The 19,337-nt window shown below is 42.5% G+C and carries 16 protein-coding genes; 8 read left to right on the top strand and 8 right to left on the bottom strand.

The window, feature by feature from the left end; all coding sequences use genetic code 11:
* Positions 1–121 precede the first annotated feature (121 nt).
* From lapB to A391_RS13735, 3 genes are read left to right on the top strand one after another with little or no spacing between them, the layout of a single operon-like run.
* The gene (lapB, locus tag A391_RS0105620) at positions 122–1,294 is read left to right on the top strand and encodes a lipopolysaccharide assembly protein LapB (protein ID WP_019897968.1); all 1,173 of its coding nucleotides are present in this window, start codon (positions 122–124) and stop codon (positions 1,292–1,294) included.
* Between the two features lie 16 nt (positions 1,295–1,310).
* Positions 1,311–2,039, top strand: coding sequence for an orotidine-5'-phosphate decarboxylase (pyrF, locus tag A391_RS0105615; protein ID WP_019897967.1), 729 nt, complete (start codon positions 1,311–1,313; stop codon positions 2,037–2,039).
* A 9-nt stretch (positions 2,040–2,048) separates the two neighbouring features.
* Complete coding sequence (locus A391_RS13735) at positions 2,049–2,432, top strand: ComEA family DNA-binding protein (protein ID WP_019897966.1); 384 nt, start codon at positions 2,049–2,051, stop codon at positions 2,430–2,432.
* Between the two features lie 54 nt (positions 2,433–2,486).
* Here the strand turns inward: A391_RS13735 and metG are convergent, their stop codons facing one another.
* Positions 2,487–4,559 carry a methionine--tRNA ligase gene (gene metG / locus A391_RS0105605; protein ID WP_019897965.1) on the bottom strand — a complete coding sequence of 691 codons (2,073 nt, stop codon included), beginning with the start codon at positions 4,557–4,559 and terminating at the stop codon, positions 2,487–2,489.
* A gap of 250 nt (positions 4,560–4,809) precedes the next feature.
* On the opposite strand from metG, the gene apbC reads away from it, so the two are divergent.
* Positions 4,810–5,898, top strand: coding sequence for an iron-sulfur cluster carrier protein ApbC (gene apbC / locus A391_RS0105600; protein WP_019897963.1), 1,089 nt, complete (start codon positions 4,810–4,812; stop codon positions 5,896–5,898).
* A 131-nt stretch (positions 5,899–6,029) separates the two neighbouring features.
* Here the strand turns inward: apbC and pgl are convergent, their stop codons facing one another.
* The gene (gene pgl / locus A391_RS0105595; RefSeq protein WP_019897961.1) at positions 6,030–6,752 is read right to left on the bottom strand and encodes a 6-phosphogluconolactonase; all 723 of its coding nucleotides are present in this window, start codon (positions 6,750–6,752) and stop codon (positions 6,030–6,032) included.
* A 155-nt stretch (positions 6,753–6,907) separates the two neighbouring features.
* Between pgl and zwf the strand changes: the two genes are divergently transcribed.
* The 3 genes from zwf (at position 6,908) to A391_RS0105580 (ending at position 11,532) form a co-directional block, all read left to right on the top strand.
* A complete protein-coding gene (gene zwf, locus A391_RS0105590) occupies positions 6,908–8,413 on the top strand; it encodes a glucose-6-phosphate dehydrogenase (RefSeq protein ID WP_019897959.1) in 1,506 nt (501 codons plus the stop codon).
* Between the two features lie 153 nt (positions 8,414–8,566).
* Entirely contained in the window at positions 8,567–9,142 is a 576-nt protein-coding gene (dcd, locus tag A391_RS0105585) for a dCTP deaminase (RefSeq protein ID WP_019897957.1), read from the top strand.
* 149 nt (positions 9,143–9,291) lie between these two features.
* The gene (locus A391_RS0105580; protein ID WP_019897955.1) at positions 9,292–11,532 is read left to right on the top strand and encodes an arginine/lysine/ornithine decarboxylase; all 2,241 of its coding nucleotides are present in this window, start codon (positions 9,292–9,294) and stop codon (positions 11,530–11,532) included.
* A gap of 113 nt (positions 11,533–11,645) precedes the next feature.
* Here the strand turns inward: A391_RS0105580 and A391_RS0105575 are convergent, their stop codons facing one another.
* The 5 genes from A391_RS0105575 to A391_RS0105555 form a co-directional block, all read right to left on the bottom strand.
* On the bottom strand, positions 11,646–12,128 hold the full coding sequence (locus A391_RS0105575; protein WP_019897953.1) for a dihydrofolate reductase: 483 nt from the start codon (positions 12,126–12,128) through the stop codon (positions 11,646–11,648).
* The gene (locus A391_RS0105570; protein WP_019897951.1) at positions 12,128–12,949 is read right to left on the bottom strand and encodes a thymidylate synthase; all 822 of its coding nucleotides are present in this window, start codon (positions 12,947–12,949) and stop codon (positions 12,128–12,130) included. Before A391_RS0105570 ends, A391_RS0105575 begins: the two co-directional genes overlap by 1 nt.
* Positions 12,950–13,089: 140 nt before the next feature.
* Positions 13,090–14,517 carry a threonine synthase gene (gene thrC, locus A391_RS0105565; RefSeq protein ID WP_019897949.1) on the bottom strand — a complete coding sequence of 476 codons (1,428 nt, stop codon included), beginning with the start codon at positions 14,515–14,517 and terminating at the stop codon, positions 13,090–13,092.
* A 54-nt stretch (positions 14,518–14,571) separates the two neighbouring features.
* Entirely contained in the window at positions 14,572–15,882 is a 1,311-nt protein-coding gene (locus A391_RS0105560; protein WP_019897947.1) for a homoserine dehydrogenase, read from the bottom strand.
* Positions 15,879–17,126 (bottom strand): pyridoxal phosphate-dependent aminotransferase, encoded by a 1,248-nt coding sequence (locus tag A391_RS0105555; RefSeq protein ID WP_029144016.1) that lies wholly within the window; start codon positions 17,124–17,126, stop codon positions 15,879–15,881. Before A391_RS0105555 ends, A391_RS0105560 begins: the two co-directional genes overlap by 4 nt.
* A gap of 108 nt (positions 17,127–17,234) precedes the next feature.
* Here A391_RS0105555 and A391_RS0105550 point away from each other — a divergent pair, with 108 nt between their 5' ends.
* A complete protein-coding gene (locus A391_RS0105550; RefSeq protein WP_019897944.1) occupies positions 17,235–17,606 on the top strand; it encodes an Mth938-like domain-containing protein in 372 nt (123 codons plus the stop codon).
* 79 nt (positions 17,607–17,685) lie between these two features.
* On the opposite strand, the gene A391_RS0105545 is transcribed toward A391_RS0105550, so the two are convergent.
* The gene (locus A391_RS0105545) at positions 17,686–19,002 is read right to left on the bottom strand and encodes a diguanylate cyclase domain-containing protein (protein WP_198291925.1); all 1,317 of its coding nucleotides are present in this window, start codon (positions 19,000–19,002) and stop codon (positions 17,686–17,688) included.
* Positions 19,003–19,337: the final 335 nt, after the last annotated feature.

Genomic DNA, 19,337 nt, shown 5'->3' with positions numbered 1-19,337 from the left:
AAGGTAAAATAACGCTAACGCTAGATTAAACCTCTTAATCAGACTTAAATGTCGCATGCTATATGTATTAAGCACTCACATTTAACGCAACATCCTTAATCAATTAATAAAGTAGAATAAAATGGAATTCGAGTTTTGGTGGCTATTAGCATTACCTTTATTCTTTAGCTTAGGCTGGATAGCCGCTCGCGTTGACCTTAAACAACTCTTAGCTGAATCAACTGCCCTGCCCGCCGCCTACTTTAAAGGCCTTAATTTCCTCATCACCAATCAGCACGATAAAGCAATTGAAGCTTTTTCAGAGGCTGTGCAAGCCAATACAGATTCGCTCGAGCTACATTTTGCATTAGGTAGCTTGTTCAGAAGACGCGGTGAGGTAGATCGCGCTATTCATTTACACCTGAACTTACTCTCGAAAAAAGAACTAGAACCACAACAAAAACTTGCCGTAACAGCAGAGCTCGCACAAGATTATCTGAAAGCTGGCTTACTTGACCGAGCTGAAGAGCTTTTTGAAACATTGGACGATGACCGCTATCGCCAACCAGCACTTCGCGCTTTACTTGAAATTTATGTACGTGAACGTGAGTGGGAACGTGCAATCAAGGCTGCAACAGAACTAGAGCGTCTTTCAGGCGTGCCATTCCGTGTTGAAATCTCACACTACTATTGCGAAATGGCAGTTAAATCCAAGCTCGCTAATGACACACATAGCGCAAGATTTGAACTGGACTTAGCCCTGAGTGCTAATAAGAATTGCGTGCGGGCGAATGTACTGCTAGGAGACTTAGAAGCTGAAGCTGGTGAGCATAAAGCTGCAATCTCTACCTGGAAGCGCGTAGAGTTTCAGCAACCAGAATATTTAGGTCTTATCGCACCGAAACTACTGACAAGTTACCGCGCTTTAAATGCAACATCAGAAGGCCTTGCTTTATTAAGCACTTACTTACAAACATACCAACTCAGTTCATTACTCAACGTATTGTATGAAGCTACCTTAGTAGAAGAAGGTGCTGAAAACGCCGCTAGACTGGCACGTACTGAACTGATCAAAATGCCTAGCTTAAACACATTGGATTTACTACTACAGGCGCGAGCTATTGTTGAGAACAATCAACCAGAGCTTAGCACCCTTCAAGACACGCAACTCATGCAACAGGCAGTACGCCATGCAATTGGCAACAAAACCGCTTACCATTGCGGACAATGCGGCTTTAAAGCTAAATACCATCACTGGCAGTGCCCAGCTTGCAACGCGTGGGAAGCGCTCCCATCAGAACCGACTGCCATTTAATAAATCTACTCACACCATGACTACATCACTAAACTCACCCAAACAACCTGACCCAAAAATCATCGTCGCACTAGATTACGCTGATAGTGCAAGCGCACTCACACTTGTTGAGCAATTAGACCCTGCGCTTTGCAGATTAAAAGTAGGCAAAGAGTTATTTACGAGTGCAGGTCCGCAATTTGTTGAGACCTTAGCTCGCTCAAATTTCGGTGTATTTTTAGATCTAAAATTCCACGACATTCCTAATACCGTCGCTAAAGCCTGTACCGCAGCAAGTAATTTAGGGGTATGGATGCTGAACGTGCATGCAAGTGGCGGCATGGAAATGATGCAAGCAGCTAAACAGGCTGTGAATAACACGCCAAACAAGCCCTTACTGATTGCGGTGACGGTGCTCACTAGCATGAACCAGCAAGCGTTAAGTCAAGTCGGCATTCAAACCGACTTAGCAACACATGTATTGAACTTAGCGACACTGACACAACAGGCTGGCCTTGATGGTGTGGTTTGCTCTGCACTCGAAGCTGAAATATTAAGAGCGAAATTAGGTCAGGATTTTTGTTTAGTGACTCCTGGCATTCGCCCTGCAAATGCAAGCAAAGATGACCAGTCACGCATCGTAACACCAGCTGACGCGTTAAAGCTTGGCTCAAGCTACTTAGTCATAGGTCGCCCTATTACCAAAGCAGCCAACCCGCTAGCCGCCTTAGAAGCAATCCATCAAGAGTGCAAAACAGTTAGCTAACACCAAACTATGAAAACTTTTCTGCTCGCTTTATTTCTGTTGCTAAACTTTAATCTGGCAGCATTTGCGGCCATTAATCTCAATACGGCAACACAAGCAGAGCTTGAACAGATAAAAGGGATTGGCCCAGTCAAAGCAAAAGCCATTATGGACTACCGTAAGCAGCATGGTGATTTCAAAACGATCAATCAGCTAGATAATGTGCACGGTATTGGCGAGGCAACCGTTACCAAACTTAAAAAACAACTATTCGTGTCTAATGATAGAAAATTAACCAAAAATACGAAAACCAGCCCCACTCAAGCATCCGCATCAAACAAGCTTCTCATCGTAAAATCGATTAAAGCAGATCGCCCAGCCAAAGAGCCTAACGCTACGGTCAATATCAAATAAATGCGCTGCAATAAAACAAAAGCCCGCTTATGCGGGCTTTTGTTTATGTTTTACTTATTTCACTTTCATCCCTGCCGCCGCACCTACATCTGGGCTCAGAATAAACGGGCCGCCGCGCTCATCACTTGCAGCAAGTACCATGCCTTCACTCATGCCAAACTTCATTTTTCTTGGCGCTAAATTGGCGACCATCACTGTCAAGCGGCCGATTAAAGTCGCTGGATCATAAGCAGACTTGATACCGGCAAACACTTGACGTGGCTTATCTTCACCAATGTCTAAAGAAAGCTTAAGCAATTTCTCTGCGCCTTCTACATGCTCTGCATTGACGATTTTTGCAATGCGCAAATCTACTTTAGTAAAATCATCAATACTAATATATTCAGCTTCAGCCAACTCTGCACTCGCTGCTTGCTGATGCTCTGCATGGCGCTGTTGAGAATGTGGCGCGGGTGTTGGCGTTGCTTGTAAATTCTCTTTATTCGCCTCAGTCATCGCTTCAATTTGCTTACCATCAACACGGGTAATCAAATGTTCATAAGCATTGATACGATGTTGCGATAATAATGAAGTAGCAACAGCATCCCAGCTAAGTGGCGCTATATTTAAGAACTGCTCAATTTCACCAGCCAATTTTGGTAACACTGGTTTTAAATACAATGTTAATAAACGGAACATTTCCAAAGCATCTGAACATACCTCTTGTAAAGCTGCATCTTGACCTTCTTGCTTTGCCATCACCCACGGCGCTTTATCCGCAACAAAACCATTGGCAAGATCAGCCAAACGCATAATTTCACGCAATGCTTTACCGTACTCACGCGCTGCATAACTCTCAGCAATGACATTAGCCGATGCTTTAATTTCTGACACCACAGCGTTATTGGCAGATGGATTTAATAGGCCTTCAAAACGCTTATTAATAAAGCCAGCGGTTCTACTTGCGATATTGATGTACTTTCCAACCAAATCACTATTCACGCGCGCCACAAAATCTTCTAAACTCAGGTCGATATCTTCCATCGTACTGTTTAATTTAGCCGCATAGTAATAGCGTAAATATTCTGGATTTTTAATATGATCTAAATAGCTACGTGCAGTAATAAATGTACCGCGTGACTTGCTCATTTTTTCGCCATTCACGGTTAAGAAACCATGTGCAAAGATTTGTGTAGGTTTGCGGTGACCACTAAACTCTAATGTGGCAGGCCAGAACAAAGCATGGAAATACAGAATATCTTTACCGATAAAATGATAAAGCTCAGTCTGACTATCCTTCTCCCAGTATTCATCAAAGTCTAGGCCTTTATCAGCGCACAGCTTTTTAAAGCTAGCCATGTAACCAATTGGCGCATCTAGCCATACGTAAAAGTATTTACCTGGCGCATCAGGGATTTCGAAACCAAAGTAAGGCGCATCGCGTGAAATATCCCAATCGTTCAGGCCATTTTCAAACCACTCGCCCATCTTGTTAGCAGCTTCACCTTGCAATGTGCCTGAACGCGTCCAATCTTTTAAGAACAGCTCACACTCAGATAATTTAAAGAAATAATGCTCAGTCTCTTTGCGCACTGGTGCAGCGCCAGAAACTGCAGAATATGCATTAATCAACTCTGTCGGATTATAAGTTGCGCCACAAACTTCGCAGCTATCTCCATATTGGTCTTTAGCATGGCATTTAGGACACTCACCTTTAATAAAGCGATCTGGTAAGAACATGTTTTTGACAGGGTCATAAAACTGCTCAATGGTTTTGGTTGAAATCTTGCCCGCAGCTTTTAACTTCTTATAAATACTTTGAGAAAGCTCCTTGTTCTCAGGAGCATTTGTAGAATAGTAGTTATCAAACTGCACTAAGAATTCTGAAAAATCTGCTGAATGCTCTTTATGTACATTAGCAATCAATGTTTCAGGTGTAATGCCTTCTTTTTCAGCACGCAGCATGATTGGCGTACCGTGTGTGTCATCTGCACAGACATAATGCACTTGATGACCTTGCATTTTATGAAAACGCACCCAAATATCAGTTTGGATGTATTCCACTAAATGGCCTAAATGAATACTGCCATTAGCGTACGGAAGTGCTGAAGTAACAAGAATTTTACGAGGATTATTTGCTGTTGCCATGAGATAAATGAATCTATTGAGCTAAAAACCACATTCTAACAAATGCCGCATCGTTCACACAGCAATGATTACTGTTTTTAAGAATGCAAATGAAATTAACCAATATTGGTATACAGTTTATGCAAAAGTTTGATGCAAAACATACAAGGCAACACCACAATCAGTTAAAATAACCCATTAATTTACTCAAGTTATCAAGACTTGTAGCGCTACCCCATATTAAATCAAGATTAAATCAGGAATTTACAACATGGCAATTTCAGAACTACTCATTCAAAGCACCTTAAAACTATGCATAGACCCTAACACTGGCAAAGACTTTGTGAGCAGTAAATCAGCAAGAAATATCAAAATAGATGGCAATGATGTCAGTTTAGATATCGTACTTGGCTACCCAGCAAAATCTGTCATGACAGACATACAAAATCACGTAGCACAAGCCCTGTTAGGCATTGAAGGCATCGGCCGCGTTGCCGTGAATGTCAGCAGTAAAATCGTCGCGCATAAAGCGCAACAAGGTGTAAGCTTGCTACCGAATGTTAAAAACATTATTGCAGTAGCTTCAGGTAAAGGCGGTGTGGGAAAATCAACTACCTCCGTCAATTTAGCGTTGGCACTAGCCGCTGAAGGCGCAAGTGTTGGCTTACTCGATGCCGACATCTACGGCCCAAGCCAACCACAAATGTTAGGCATTAGCGGCCGACCAGAAAGCCATGACGGCAAAAGCATGGAACCGATGGAAGCCCATGGTATACAAGCGATGTCTATCGGCTTTTTAATCGACACTGACACACCAATGGTATGGCGCGGCCCAATGGTGACAGGCGCGCTAGAGCAATTGTTACGTGATACTAAATGGCGTGACTTGGATTACCTAGTAATTGACTTACCACCAGGCACTGGCGACATTCAACTGACGCTGGCACAAAAGATACCTGTCACAGGCGCAATCATCGTCACAACACCACAAGACATCGCCTTACTGGACGCGCGTAAAGGCCTTAAAATGTTTGAGAAAGTCAGTATTCCTATTTTAGGCATTGTTGAAAACATGAGCACACACATCTGCTCTAACTGTGGTCACGAAGAGCATATCTTTGGTGCTGGCGGTGGTGAGTTGATGGCAAAAGACTACAACGTAGATTTATTAGGCGCATTACCATTGGATATTGATATCCGTATGCAAGCTGATAGCGGAAAACCAACTGTCATTGCAAATCCGGACTCTAAAGTGGCTAATATCTACAAGGAAATTGCACGCAAGGCCGCGATTAAAATCGCAAACTCAAGTTTAGACCACAGTGGAAAGTTCCCTAACATCGTGATCCAAAATACATAGCATCAACTTCAAAACACTTTAAGCTATTTGAAGTGTTTTGAATCTTGAAGGATAGCGCGCGATAACCTCGTGCCCTATCCTTTAGTTTTTTAGGCTTCAATTATTTTAGGCGTATGTTTAGATAGTTTGAATTAAAACTCAACACCAAAACTGTATACATCCACACCACAAGCCGGTGCAATCAAAGTGGCCGGAATCGCAACGCCATTCAACCAGTTATTCACTGCGTCTTGCTTACCAGCACCAGTCACCAGAAAAATCACGCCATTTGTATTATCAAGACGGTTTTGGCTAATGGTCACGCGCTCAGCAGGTGGTTTTGGTGAGTTAAATACAGGCACGGCATCAGCACTATTATCAACCGCTTGGTTTGGGAACAAACTAGCGGTGTGACCATCTTCACCCAAACCCAGAATCACCAAATCAAACGTGCGCACACCAGCCAAGGTTTGCGCATAAGCTTTCGCGCCTTCAATATTACCTAATTCTGCTGGGATATCATGAATCTGATTTTGTGGAATCGCCACATGATTTAACCAAGCATCACGCGCCATTTTGCTATTACGGTCCACATGATCGACAGGCAAACAACGGTCATCATTATGATAAACATGCCAATTGGCCCAATCTGCGTTTTCTTTAGCAAGCAGCTGATAAACGCTTTTTGGCGTACTGCCTCCAGCAAGCACAATTAAAAAACTACCGTATTTTTCAATCGCCTCATCTGCTGCCTGAAGAATACGCTTTAATGTCGCTTGATTGATTTCATCTTGCGAATTAAACCGATACCAACGTGTATGCTGATTGTTAGCTAAAGTGAGTGATTTAACTTCAAGTGTTTGTGTTGTTTGCATAAAACAGTGCTGCCTTTTTCGGTATAATTACGTTTATTCATTAAAGGCGCTATTTTAACCTGAGTGATTCATAAAGTTGCGAAATTATGAATCAATCTAGCAAATGTAAAATAGCCGCAGTATTTACAAAAACCTATTTAAGAAAGTTTGAAATAATGGCAAAAAAAATAGATCCTTGTACCTTGGTGCTGTTTGGCGCGAGTGGTAACTTATCTCGCATCAAACTAATGCCTGGTTTGTTTCGCCTAGATGCAGCTGGACGCCTACCTGAACACATGGTGATTCTTTCAGTTGGCCGTGGTGAAGTAACTCGCGAAGCATGGCAAGCCGATGTTAAGGGAATGTTAGATGCCAAATTCAAAAACGGTTACGATCAAAAAGTGTTCGAACGCTTTATCGCACGTAACCACTACCATTCAAACCCACCTACAGACCCTGATGCTTTCAAAAAGCTTCAAGCAAAGCTGTCTGATGAATCAGTATTCCCACAAAACTTGGCTTACTTCCTATCAGTACGCCCTACTGACTTTGCACCGATTGTTGCGCAGCTTGCAGAAGTTGGCCTTGTAGATGAAAGTAACTACTGGCGCCGTGTGCTGATTGAGAAACCGTTTGGTACAGACTTGCCAAGTGCACAAGCATTGCAAGCTGAGCTCACTAAATACCTAAAAGAGAGTCAAATCTATCGTATTGACCATTACTTAGGTAAATCTGCATTGCAAAATGTAATGCTGACACGCTTTGCTAACGCAATGTTTGAGCCTCTATGGAATAACGAACACATCGACCACGTACAAATCACCAACAACGAAACACTAGGGGTTGGCGATCGCACTACATTCTACGATGCAACTGGCGCACTACGTGACATGGTACAAAGCCACTTGCTACAAACTTTGGCTCTTGTTGCAATGGAAAAACCACAAGACCTAAGCCCTGAGAGTATTCGTGCTGAAAAAATCAAGCTACTAGAGTCAATTCGTCCAATTCCTGTGAACGACCTTAACAAACACGCTTTCCGCGCACAATATAAAGCAGGCCGCGTAGAAGCTGGCGACGGTCATGGTGAGAACGTAACAGGCTACTTGGAAGAATTAGCACGTGACGGCGTAACAGAAAGTGTCACCGAAACTTATGCGGCGCTAAAATTATTCATTGATAACCCACGCTGGAAAGGCGTGCCATTCTATGTACGCACTGCAAAACGTATGCACGAAGGCAACACTGCTATTTCAATCCGCTTCAAAAAAGCACCGATGCAATTGGTAGAAGGCCAGCACCAAAACTGGTTAACACTTAATATTCAACCACGCGAATGCATCAAAATGGAAATCGAATCGAAGATTCCAGGTTTAGATATCGCAACGCGTACACTCAGCATTGATGGCCCGCAACGCCAACAAGGTGATGAAACCATTGATTCTTATGAGTCGTTAATGCTTAACTTGATGGAAGGTGACCCTTCACTCTACCTACACATCAGTGAAGTTGAAGCGCAATGGCGTTTAGTTGACCCTGTGGTAAAAGCTTGGATGTCAGATAAGTCACCTGTACACCAATATCCAGCTGGTAGCCGCGACCCTCAAGAATCAAGCGTCATTTTTGAATCTGAAGATCAATTCTGGCGTTACAGTATTGAATTAGGTGGCGATAAACACTAACTAGTTAGCTTGTAGTAAACACTCTAAAATGACCTCACAGCTTAGTAATCCGCTGTGAGGTTTTTTTATGTCTAAGTACTATAAAAACTTATCATAATCAGCCATTAGGCCTTATAATTCGATTCACTTTAAACCTCTATAATTTAAATACTTATGAGCATTAAATCAGACAAATGGATTCGCCGCATGGCAGAACAACACGGCATGATAGAGCCATTTGAGCCTAATCAAGTCAAAATGAATGCGGCAGGCGAGCGCATGGTGTCTTATGGCACTTCTAGCTATGGATACGATATTCGCTGCTCAAAAGAATTTAAGTTATTTACTAATATCAACAGCACGATTGTGGATCCAAAAAATTTCGATCCAAATTCATTTGTTGAAGTAAACGCAGACTACTGCATTATTCCACCAAACTCATTTGCATTGGCTCGTACTGTGGAGTACTTCCGTATCCCGCGCAATGTGCTCACTGTTTGCTTAGGCAAATCCACTTACGCTCGCTGCGGCATTATTGTGAATGTAACGCCGTTTGAACCTGAATGGGAAGGCTATGTCACACTAGAGTTCAGCAACACGACACCATTACCAGCTAAAATTTATGCAAACGAAGGTTGTGCACAAGTGTTGTTCTTTGAAGCAGACGAAGACGATATTTGTGAAACCAGTTACAAAGATCGTGGCGGCAAGTACCAAGGTCAAGTTGGCGTGACGTTACCAAAAATCTAGTATTAGCTCTTACGCTTGTTGATAGGACTTCACAGAACTAGTAAGAAACAATCATCCTAAGAGTATTAGTTATTACAAAAACAGATTTAAGAGTAAGCGACTAGGCAATTTGCAAAGTCGCTCTCACCATAAAATTTAAAGGCATTTGAATGAAATTTCGTTTCCCTGTCATTATCATCGATGAAGACTTCCGCTCAGAGAACTCCTCTGGCTTAGGCATTCGCGTGCTTGCCAAAGCGATTGAAGAAGAAGGTACTGAAGTGCTTGGCGTTACCAGTTATGGCGACCTGACCTCATTTGCACAGCAACAAAGTCGCGCTTCGGCATTCATCTTATCGATTGATGATGAAGAGTTTATTGAGGAAAAGCCAGAGGCGATTGAGCAGTTACGTAAGTTTGTCGCGGAAATACGCCACCGCAATGAAGAAATTCCAATTTTCTTACACGGTGAAACACGCACTTCACGCCACATCCCAAACGACGTATTACGCGAATTACATGGTTTCATTCACATGAATGAAGATACCCCAGAATTTGTTGCTCGCTTAATTATTCGTGAAGCAAAAGCCTACTTAGAAAGCCTGCCACCACCATTCTTTAAAGCACTCACGCATTATGCGGCCGATGGCTCTTACTCATGGCACTGCCCAGGCCACTCTGGTGGTGTAGCATTTTTGAAATCGCCTGTTGGACAAATGTTCCATCAGTTCTTTGGTGAGAACATGCTGCGTGCAGACGTGTGTAATGCCGTAGATGAACTTGGTCAACTACTTGATCATACTGGTCCGGTAGCGGCCTCTGAGCGTAATGCAGCGCGTATTTACAATTGCGACCACTTATACTTTGTCACTAACGGCACATCGACATCTAACAAAATGGTGTGGAACTCAACTGTAGCGCCTGGTGACGTGGTGGTGGTAGATCGCAACTGCCATAAATCAGTCTTGCACTCTATTATCATGACTGGTGCAATCCCAGTGTTCCTGATGCCTACGCGTAACCATTTTGGCATTATCGGCCCAATTCCAAAAAGCGAGTTTTCTTGGGAAAATATTCAGAAAAAAATTGATCGCAACCCATTTGCAACCGACAAAACGGTGAAACCGCGTGTGCTGACCATCACGCAATCAACCTATGACGGTGTGCTATACAACGTAGAAGAAATTAAAGAAATGCTGGATGGAAAAATTGACACCCTGCACTTTGATGAAGCTTGGCTACCACACGCTACGTTCCATGACTTCTACGGCGACTACCATGCGATTGGTGCTGACCGCCCTCGCTGTAAAGAGTCTATGGTATTTTCAACGCAATCAACCCATAAACTGCTAGCAGGGTTATCACAAGCGTCGCAGATTCTGGTGCAAGATGCGGAAAACAACAAACTAGATCGTGACGTATTTAACGAAGCATACCTCATGCACACCTCTACCAGCCCACAATACTCAATCGTAGCGAGTATTGACGTGGCAGCTGCGATGATGGAAGCACCAGGCGGTACCGCATTGGTCGAAGAATCTATCATGGAAGCCCTAGATTTCCGTCGTGCCATGCGTAAAGTAGATGAAGAATGGGGTACGGACTGGTGGTTTAAGGTCTGGGGGCCAAACGACCTTTCAGAAGAAGGGATCGAAGAGCGTGACGCATGGATGCTAAAAGCCAATGAAAGCTGGCATGGTTTTGGTAATCTAGCAGAAGGCTTCAACATGCTAGACCCGATCAAAGCTACCATCATCACCCCTGGCCTAGATATTCACGGTGATTTCTCTGATGAGTTTGGTATTCCAGCTGCCATCGTTACTAAATACCTTGCTGAGCATGGTGTGATTGTTGAAAAAACAGGTTTGTATTCATTCTTTATCATGTTCACGATCGGCATTACTAAAGGCCGCTGGAACACCATGGTAGCGGCACTACAGCAGTTTAAAGACGATTACGACAAGAACCAACCTTTGTGGAAAGTATTACCTGAATTTGTTCAAAAACACCCGCGATATGAACGTATGGGCTTGCGCGACCTATGTGCACAAATTCATGGTGTATACAAAGCTAACGATGTAGCACGTCTTACTACTGAAATGTACTTGTCAGACATGGTACCTGCAATGAAGCCGACTGATGCCTTCGCAAAAATGGCTCACCGTAAAATTGACCGTGTGGCGATTGATGAGCTTGAAGGCCGCATTACTGCAGTGTTGCTGACGCCTTATCCACCAGGCATTCCGTTATTGATTCCGGGTGAGCAGTTCAATAAGATTATTGTGAGCTACCTCAAGTTCGCACGTGAATTTAACGAACGCTTTCCTGGCTTTGAAACTGATGTACATGGCCTAGTAAAACAAGTGGAAGATGGTAAAGCAATTTACTACGTGGATTGTGTAGAACAGTAATGCTAATGATTACATAGCCGAAATTTAAGCGGTCACTTTCGGCTATGTTACTTACTGATGCACATTGATTGATGCATCAATCACACAGAAATACTTAGCTGTACTTGCGAAAGTCACTTTCGCAAGTAAGTAACGTAACTGAATTTCAAGCCTTTTTCCGATGTATGCGCTTCACGTTCAGTTTCTTGCCATTCGGTAGAGACTAATTTGGGGAAAAACGCATCTCCCGCTACATCTAATTCAATTTCAGTGATATATAGTTTGTGTGCGAGTTTAAGGCCGGCTTGATACAACTCGGCACCGCCTATTAAGAACACCTCTTCGTCGTCCTCACATAAGGCAATAGCTGCTTCTAATGAATGAGCAACCAACGCACCTTCTACTTTGTAATTTTCGTTACGTGTCACGATCACCGTAGTACGGCCAGGCAGCAGGCGGCCAAGCGAATCATAGGTCTTGCGACCCATAATGATATGATGCCCCATCGTTAAAGCTCTAAACCGCTTTAAATCTTCAGGCAGGTGCCAAGGTAAGGTGTTATTGACACCAATCACGCCATCATGCGCAACTGCAACAATTATTGATAACTGCGTCATTAGACAGCGACCTGCCCTTTAATCGCTGGGTGCGGGTCATAACTTTCTAACGTAAAGTCTTCAAATTTAAAACCGAAAATATCCTTCACTTCTGGGTTGATACGCATCGTTGGCAATGAACGTGGTTCACGCTGAAGTTGTTCGTTGAGTTGATTCATATGGTTTGAGTAAATGTGCGCATCACCAAGCGTATGCACAAAATCACCCAACTGAAGATCACACACCTGTGCCACCATCATGGTGAGCAATGCGTAGGAGGCAATATTAAAAGGTACGCCAAGAAAGATGTCAGCACTGCGCTGATACAACTGGCATGATAGTTTTGATCTTTGATCAGCCTCGTCAGGAGAGGCTGGAGCCACATAAAACTGGAAAAAAGCATGACAAGGCGGTAGTTTCATTTGATCAACATCAGCAACGTTCCACGCTGAAACAATCAGGCGACGTGAGTCTGGGTTGTTTTTAATCGCATTGACTACCTGTGTAATCTGATCAATGTGCGTGCCATCAGGCTTAGGCCAATTACGCCATTGATACCCATACACAGGCCCTAAGTTACCATTTTCATCGGCCCACTCATCCCAGATGCGTACGCCGTTTTCTTTTAAATATGCGATATTGGTACTGCCTTGCAAGAACCAAAGTAACTCGTGAATAATCGATTTTAGATGTACTTTTTTAGTGGTAAGTAATGGAAAACCATCTGCTAAATTAAATCGCATTTGGTAACCAAATACTGAAACGGTGCCCGTACCAGTACGGTCTTCTTTTTTATTACCATGCTCAAGCACGTGTTGCACTAAGTCGATGTATTGTTTCATTCTTAACTTACCACCCAAGCTATCGTCATGTTTGTCCCAATTAAAAACCTATTACTTTTATTGCCCTTAACCGCATAGCGATTGCCAGCATTATTAATTTAATAAGCTGTACACTCATACATATTGAGCGTGGCAGCTTATTAAGTGTTTTTAGCGATAAAGGCTTTGATGTCTTCTGCCCTTGCATCCATCACAGTAAACTTCTGTGGTAATGACTCAATACCGTTAAGCGCAGAAGGACGCTCTGGTGTTTGGCCTAAAGCCTCTACAATAGAGTCTTCAAATTTAGCTGGCAATGCAGTTTCAAGTACCACCATTGGTGTTTCTTGATTTAAATAGGCTAATGCAACTTTAAGGCCGTCTGCAGTATGCGTATCAATCACCACATCATATTTAGCTTTAGTCTCACGGATGGTTTGCATACGATGCGCATGGTTGCTGCTACCTGACACAAATCCATAATCAGCGATCTTTGTAAAATAGCCATCTGCATTTAAATCAAAGCTGTTTCCACTATCCACGTTGCTCCAGAGCGCGCGTGTCTTATCACTATCACGGCCTACCAAATCAAACACAAATCGCTCAAAATTAGAGGCTTTGCTGATATCCATTGACGGGCTTGATGTGTGGTAGGTGTTAGCAGAACCGCGTGGGCTATAAACGCCTGTTTTGAAGAACTCATCGAGCACATCATTCTCGTTGGTGGCAACAACGAGCTTATCAATTGGCAAGCCCATCATGCGTGCAATATGACCCGCACATACGTTACCAAAATTACCTGATGGCACAGAAAAGCTAACCTTTTGGCTATTATTCTGCGTAACAGCAAAGTAACCTTTAAAGTAGTAAACGACCTGTGCGACGATACGGCCCCAGTTGATGGAATTTACTGCACCAATTTTATACTGTGCTTTAAATTCCGCATCATTAGACACGGCTTTCACCATATCTTGGCAATCATCAAACACACCATTTACGGCAATATTGAAAATATTGTCATCTTGCAAGCTGAACATCTGTGCCGTTTGAAAGCGGCTCATTTTTTTATGTGGGGATAACATAAATACACGAATACCTTTTTTACCGCGCATCGCATATTCAGCTGCTGAACCTGTGTCACCAGACGTCGCACCTAAAATATTGGTGGTCTTACCTTCTTTAGTGAGCACATACTCAAACAGGTTACCTAACAACTGCATTGCCATGTCTTTAAACGCTAAAGTAGGCCCATTAGAAAGACTGAGCAAATATAGGTTTTCTTCCAGCTTTAAAGTTGGCGTAATGTCTTTAGCATCCTGACCAGCACGAGTAAAAGCATACACGTCAGCACGGTAAGTTTTATCGATAATCGCTTTTAAATCAGAGGCAGGAATATCATCGACAAAACGCGACAAAATTGCAAACGCCAAGTCCGCATATGACATGCCCCGCATGGCGGATAAATCAGCATCAGTGAATTGTGGATAGCTCTCTGGCAGATATAAACCGCCATCTGGTGCTAAACCACCCAATAAAATTTGGCTAAAACTTAATGCAGGCGATTGCCCACGAGTTGATATGTATTTCATTTAATCTCTCATACGTCCGTGATTTCAGCTTGTGATGGAATCACGGCTTAGTCATTATTTTGCAAGTTCTTCCATACGAATACGCACTACCTTACCAGTAATCGCTTCAAGTGCTTCGATAGCGGCAATCGCTGCATTCATGTTTTTCTCAACAGTAATATGCGTCAATATCACGATATCTGCTTCCGTTTCGTTTTCGTCAGGCTCTTTTTGCAGCATTGCATCAATAGAAATACTACGATCACCTAAAATTTTAGTCACATCAGCAAGTACGCCAGGCTTGTCGCTGGCACGTAAACGTAAATAATAAGCACTTTGTACATCGTCGATTGGTAAAATCGCTAAATCCTGCACTTGCTCTGGCTGGAAAGCCAAATATGGTACACGTTGTGCATTTGTAGCATCGATCAAACGTGCAACATCCATCAAGTCAGCGACGACTGCGCTTGCCGTAGGCTCTGCACCAGCGCCAGCACCGTAGTAAAGTGTTGGACCAACCGCATCACCCTTCACTACTACTGCGTTCATCGCGCCATTAACATTAGCCACCAAACGTTTCTCTGGGATTAACGTTGGGTGTACACGCAACTCAACACCTTGATCGGTACGCTTAGTAATACCAAGCAACTTAACACGATAACCTAATTCCTCAGCGTATTTGATATCTACCTGTTCTAATTTGGTAATACCCTCGGTATAAGCCTGTTCAAACTTCATTGGCATGCCAAAAGCGATCGCAGACATAATCGTCAACTTATGTGCGGCATCAATACCTTCTACGTCAAAAGTAGGGTCAGCTTCTGCATAGCCTAAACGCTGTGCTTCGCCTAACACATCAGCAAAGTTCAGACCTTTTTCACGCATTTCAGTCAGAATAAAGTTAGTAGTACCATTGATAATACCTGCCACCCATTCAATACGATTAGCGCCAAGACCTTCACGCAACGCTTTAATAATCGGGATACCCCCAGCAACCGCAGCCTCAAAAGCCACGATGACATTATTTGCTTTTGCCGCTGCAAAAATTTCATTACCGTGCAAAGCAATCAGTGCTTTATTGGCTGTCACCACGTGTTTTTTATTAGCAATCGCTTTTAGCACAAGTTCACGGCTTAATGTGTAACCACCAATCAACTCTACCACCACATCTACCGCTGGGTTGTTTACCACTGCAAATGCATCATCCGTGACATCAGCGTCAGTAGCCAAAGCTTTTGCATGGGCTAAATTTCTATCTGCCACTTGTACAACATTAATTTCTACACCAGTACGACGCGTAATTTCAGTCGCATTGCGTTTTAAAACTGTATAGGTACCACCGCCTACTGTGCCTAAGCCCAATATTCCAACATTTAACTGTTTCAAGCTTTTGCTCCATCTAATTTTGATTCATGCTTTTTTCTATAATTCTCTAAGAACCGAGCAATACGTTTAATCGCCTCAGTTAGGTCATCCACATTTGGTAAGAACACAACACGGAAATGATCTGGCGTTTTCCAATTAAACCCAGTGCCTTGCACTAGTAATACTTTCTCTTCCAACAGCAAATCGAGGATGAACTTTTGGTCATCTTCAATTGGGTAGACTTTTGGATCTAACTTCGGAAACAGATACATCGCAGCCTGCGGTTTAGTACAGGTCACACCTGGAATTGCAGTAAGCAGTTCATAGGCAATGTCACGCTGTTTACACAAACGACCTTCTGGAGCGACTAAATCTTCAATACTCTGATAACCGCCTAAAGCGGTTTGAATGGCCAACTGGCCTGGCACATTGGCACATAAACGCATGGAGGCTAGCATATTTAGACCTTCAATGTAGTCTTTTGCATGCTTCTTCTCACCGCTTAGAATCATCCAACCTGCGCGATAACCACAAGTACGATAGTTTTTTGATAAGCCGTTAAATGTAACAAACAAAACGTCATCTGCAAGTGATGCAATCGACGTATGCTCGTTACCATCGTATAAAACTTTATCGTAAATTTCATCTGCAAAAATCACTAAACCATGATGGCGTGCAATTTCTACAATCCCCTCTAAAATCTCACGTGGGTATAGCGCACCAGTAGGATTGTTAGGATTAATCACCACAATGCCGCGCGTATTGGCCGTGATTTTTGACTCAATATCTTTAAGATTTGGCATCCAGCCAGATTCTTCATCACATAGATAGTGGCGCGCAGTACCGCCTGCTAATGTCACCGCGGCGGTCCACAAAGGATAATCTGGCATTGGCACCAATATTTGGTCGCCATTATTCAATAAGCCTTGCATCGACATCACAATCAACTCAGATACGCCATTGCCAATAAAGATATCGTCAACGGTCACGCCTTTGATATGTTTACTTTGCGTGTAATGCATAATGGATTTACGCGGCTCGAATAGACCTTTACTATCGGTATAACCACCGGCTTTAGCCATATTACGAATCACATCCTGTTGAATCTCTTCAGGCACTTCAAACCCGAATGAGGCAGGATTGCCAATATTAAGCTTGATGATGTGATGGCCGTCTTCTTCCATCTCGCGTGCGCGCTGCAACACAGGGCCACGAATGTCGTAACAGACATTGTTAAGTTTATTAGATTTATGTAAAGGCTGCATAATGCGTGAATTCGCGCTTAAAAAAAGCTTATTAGTGAAAGGCATTAGTTTACATTAGAATGAGGCTTTGATTCAATTAAGCCTCAGAGAATAAAGGCAAATTAGACAATGAAACTACATTTAACTACCGCTGAAAATAACAACTTAATCACGGCCTATAGCGAAAGCTATATTGAGATCAATAAACAGCGATATGCACAAAACTTAATTGTCATGCCAGAGAGTATCACTCTTGATTGGAATGCAGAAAATGTAAGCACGTTAAATAATGATCATTTTCAAGAAATATCTAAATTAAAGCCAGAAGTAGTGCTACTAGGAACGGGCAAAACACATTTGTTTTTACACCCTAAAAACTATCAAATACTGACTGAAAACGTTATTGCGCTTGAGTGTATGACAACAGCCGCAGCTTGCCGTACTTATAATATATTGATGAGCGAGGGCAGAGTTGTCGCTGCGGCATTGATACTTGAATAGCAATAAATATCAGCACTGAATAACTTAATATGGAATTAAGTCAATTGCTTGCGTCGCTACTCACTCAATTGGCCAACTTTCATTCTTTCTCCGCCACTAACGAGAAAAATCTAAATTGATTGCGTCCTTCATTTTTTGCTGCATACATAGCCTGATCTGCATTACTGATTAAGTCCTCGGAATTTACTGCATCTTGTGGAATGAGCGATATACCAATACTTCCCGATATACTCACTTTGTTACCATATACTTGGAATGGTTTAGCTAATTCTTTAATCATCTTATTAGCGATTCTTTTCACATGCGAGATTTGATCAAACTCGGTCAAAATCACTGTAAATTCATCGCCTCCAATTCTTGCGACGGTATCATTTTGACGTACGCATGAGCTTATTCGGGTTGCTGCTTGTTGTAATAGGTTATCTCCAGCCTCATGCCCAAGGCTATCATTCGCTTCTTTAAACTTGTCTAAATCGATAAAAAACAGTGCTACTAGCTTACCTGTACGTTCAGCATTCTTGATTTGTTGTTCCAATCTATCCCGGAATAGACTTCGATTGGGCAATTCAGTTAGATGGTCATAGTTAGCCCGATGCCATACAGCATCCTCCCAAGACTTTCGTTCTGTGACATCACGCTCAGTCCCAGCAATCGCCTCTACCTTTCCTTCAGGATCAAGTATTGGCGTTAATATATACTCATAAAAATTAGTTTTTCCTACTTGTGACCGATATCTAACCTCTCCACGAACTGCAGCTTTCTCTTGAATAACTTTATCAATAGCTTGCTCCATTTCTGCAACTTCAACCAAACCAAACTCAATGATTTTTTTGCCTAACATCTGTTGCGCTTCATTACCACATTGGTCGGCCAGTGCTTTATTGGCATATAAAAACTTACCTTCTAAATCAAGTATATAGTTGTGATCTGGTGAAGATAACAAAACGGTCTCGAACAACCTTATATTCCGCTCTTTTTGGTTAGCATACACATCTACAGACTCAGCCAGAGCTTGATCGATAGCTTCATTGAATCGACTTATTTCATTAAGATCAGACAACTGTGCATCTTGTGGACTTTTCTCCCAAAGCCTCAATACACTAGCTCTAAGCGCTCTAAATTCCGAGACTAAGTTTTGAATACTAAAACCCGAATCGAACCGACCAATTGCATGCTGACCAGCTGTTTCGTCTAACACCTTGGAGTATTTTCCAAGATATTCAACCTGCCCTTTAGATTTATTGACTTCTTGTATGACTGATTGTGGCGCCATTAAGTCCTTAACAATCGACTGCAACATAACTTTTGCATGATCCCGCAATTCAGTTTTATTCATACGCTTGCCGGGTGGCAGAGAGTTTGCATACTCCTGCCAATCCTGAAGAATAGATTCCATGTTATCAATTATAAAATCAGCAAGATTCATTTTAGCCTAATTTGTTTTTTCAAAGACTTACTGAAGAGTGAAGAGGATTCATCAACTTGAGTGATTGCTGAAGAATTGCTTAATTTTCAGAGAGTACTAAGCAATAAAATACGGAAAAGTTCGAGAGCATTAACTTCATCACGCTTTGAATATCAAAAATATTGATGAGACTACTGGGATTGTCGTGTGATGAAATGTCTCTAATTAATTGCGCTTCATCAGGCACTACCAAGCGATGTTAATTATGTCGCAATTAGGCGGAGCACTTCATCCAAATCAAAAATTTACTTATCTTATGCAAATAA

This window comes from Methylotenera mobilis 13 (genome assembly GCF_000384255.1).
Lineage (GTDB): Bacteria > Pseudomonadota > Gammaproteobacteria > Burkholderiales > Methylophilaceae > Methylotenera > Methylotenera mobilis_B.
The sequence above is the reverse complement of the archived record's forward strand: the minus strand, read 5'-3'. Positions and strand labels throughout refer to the sequence as shown.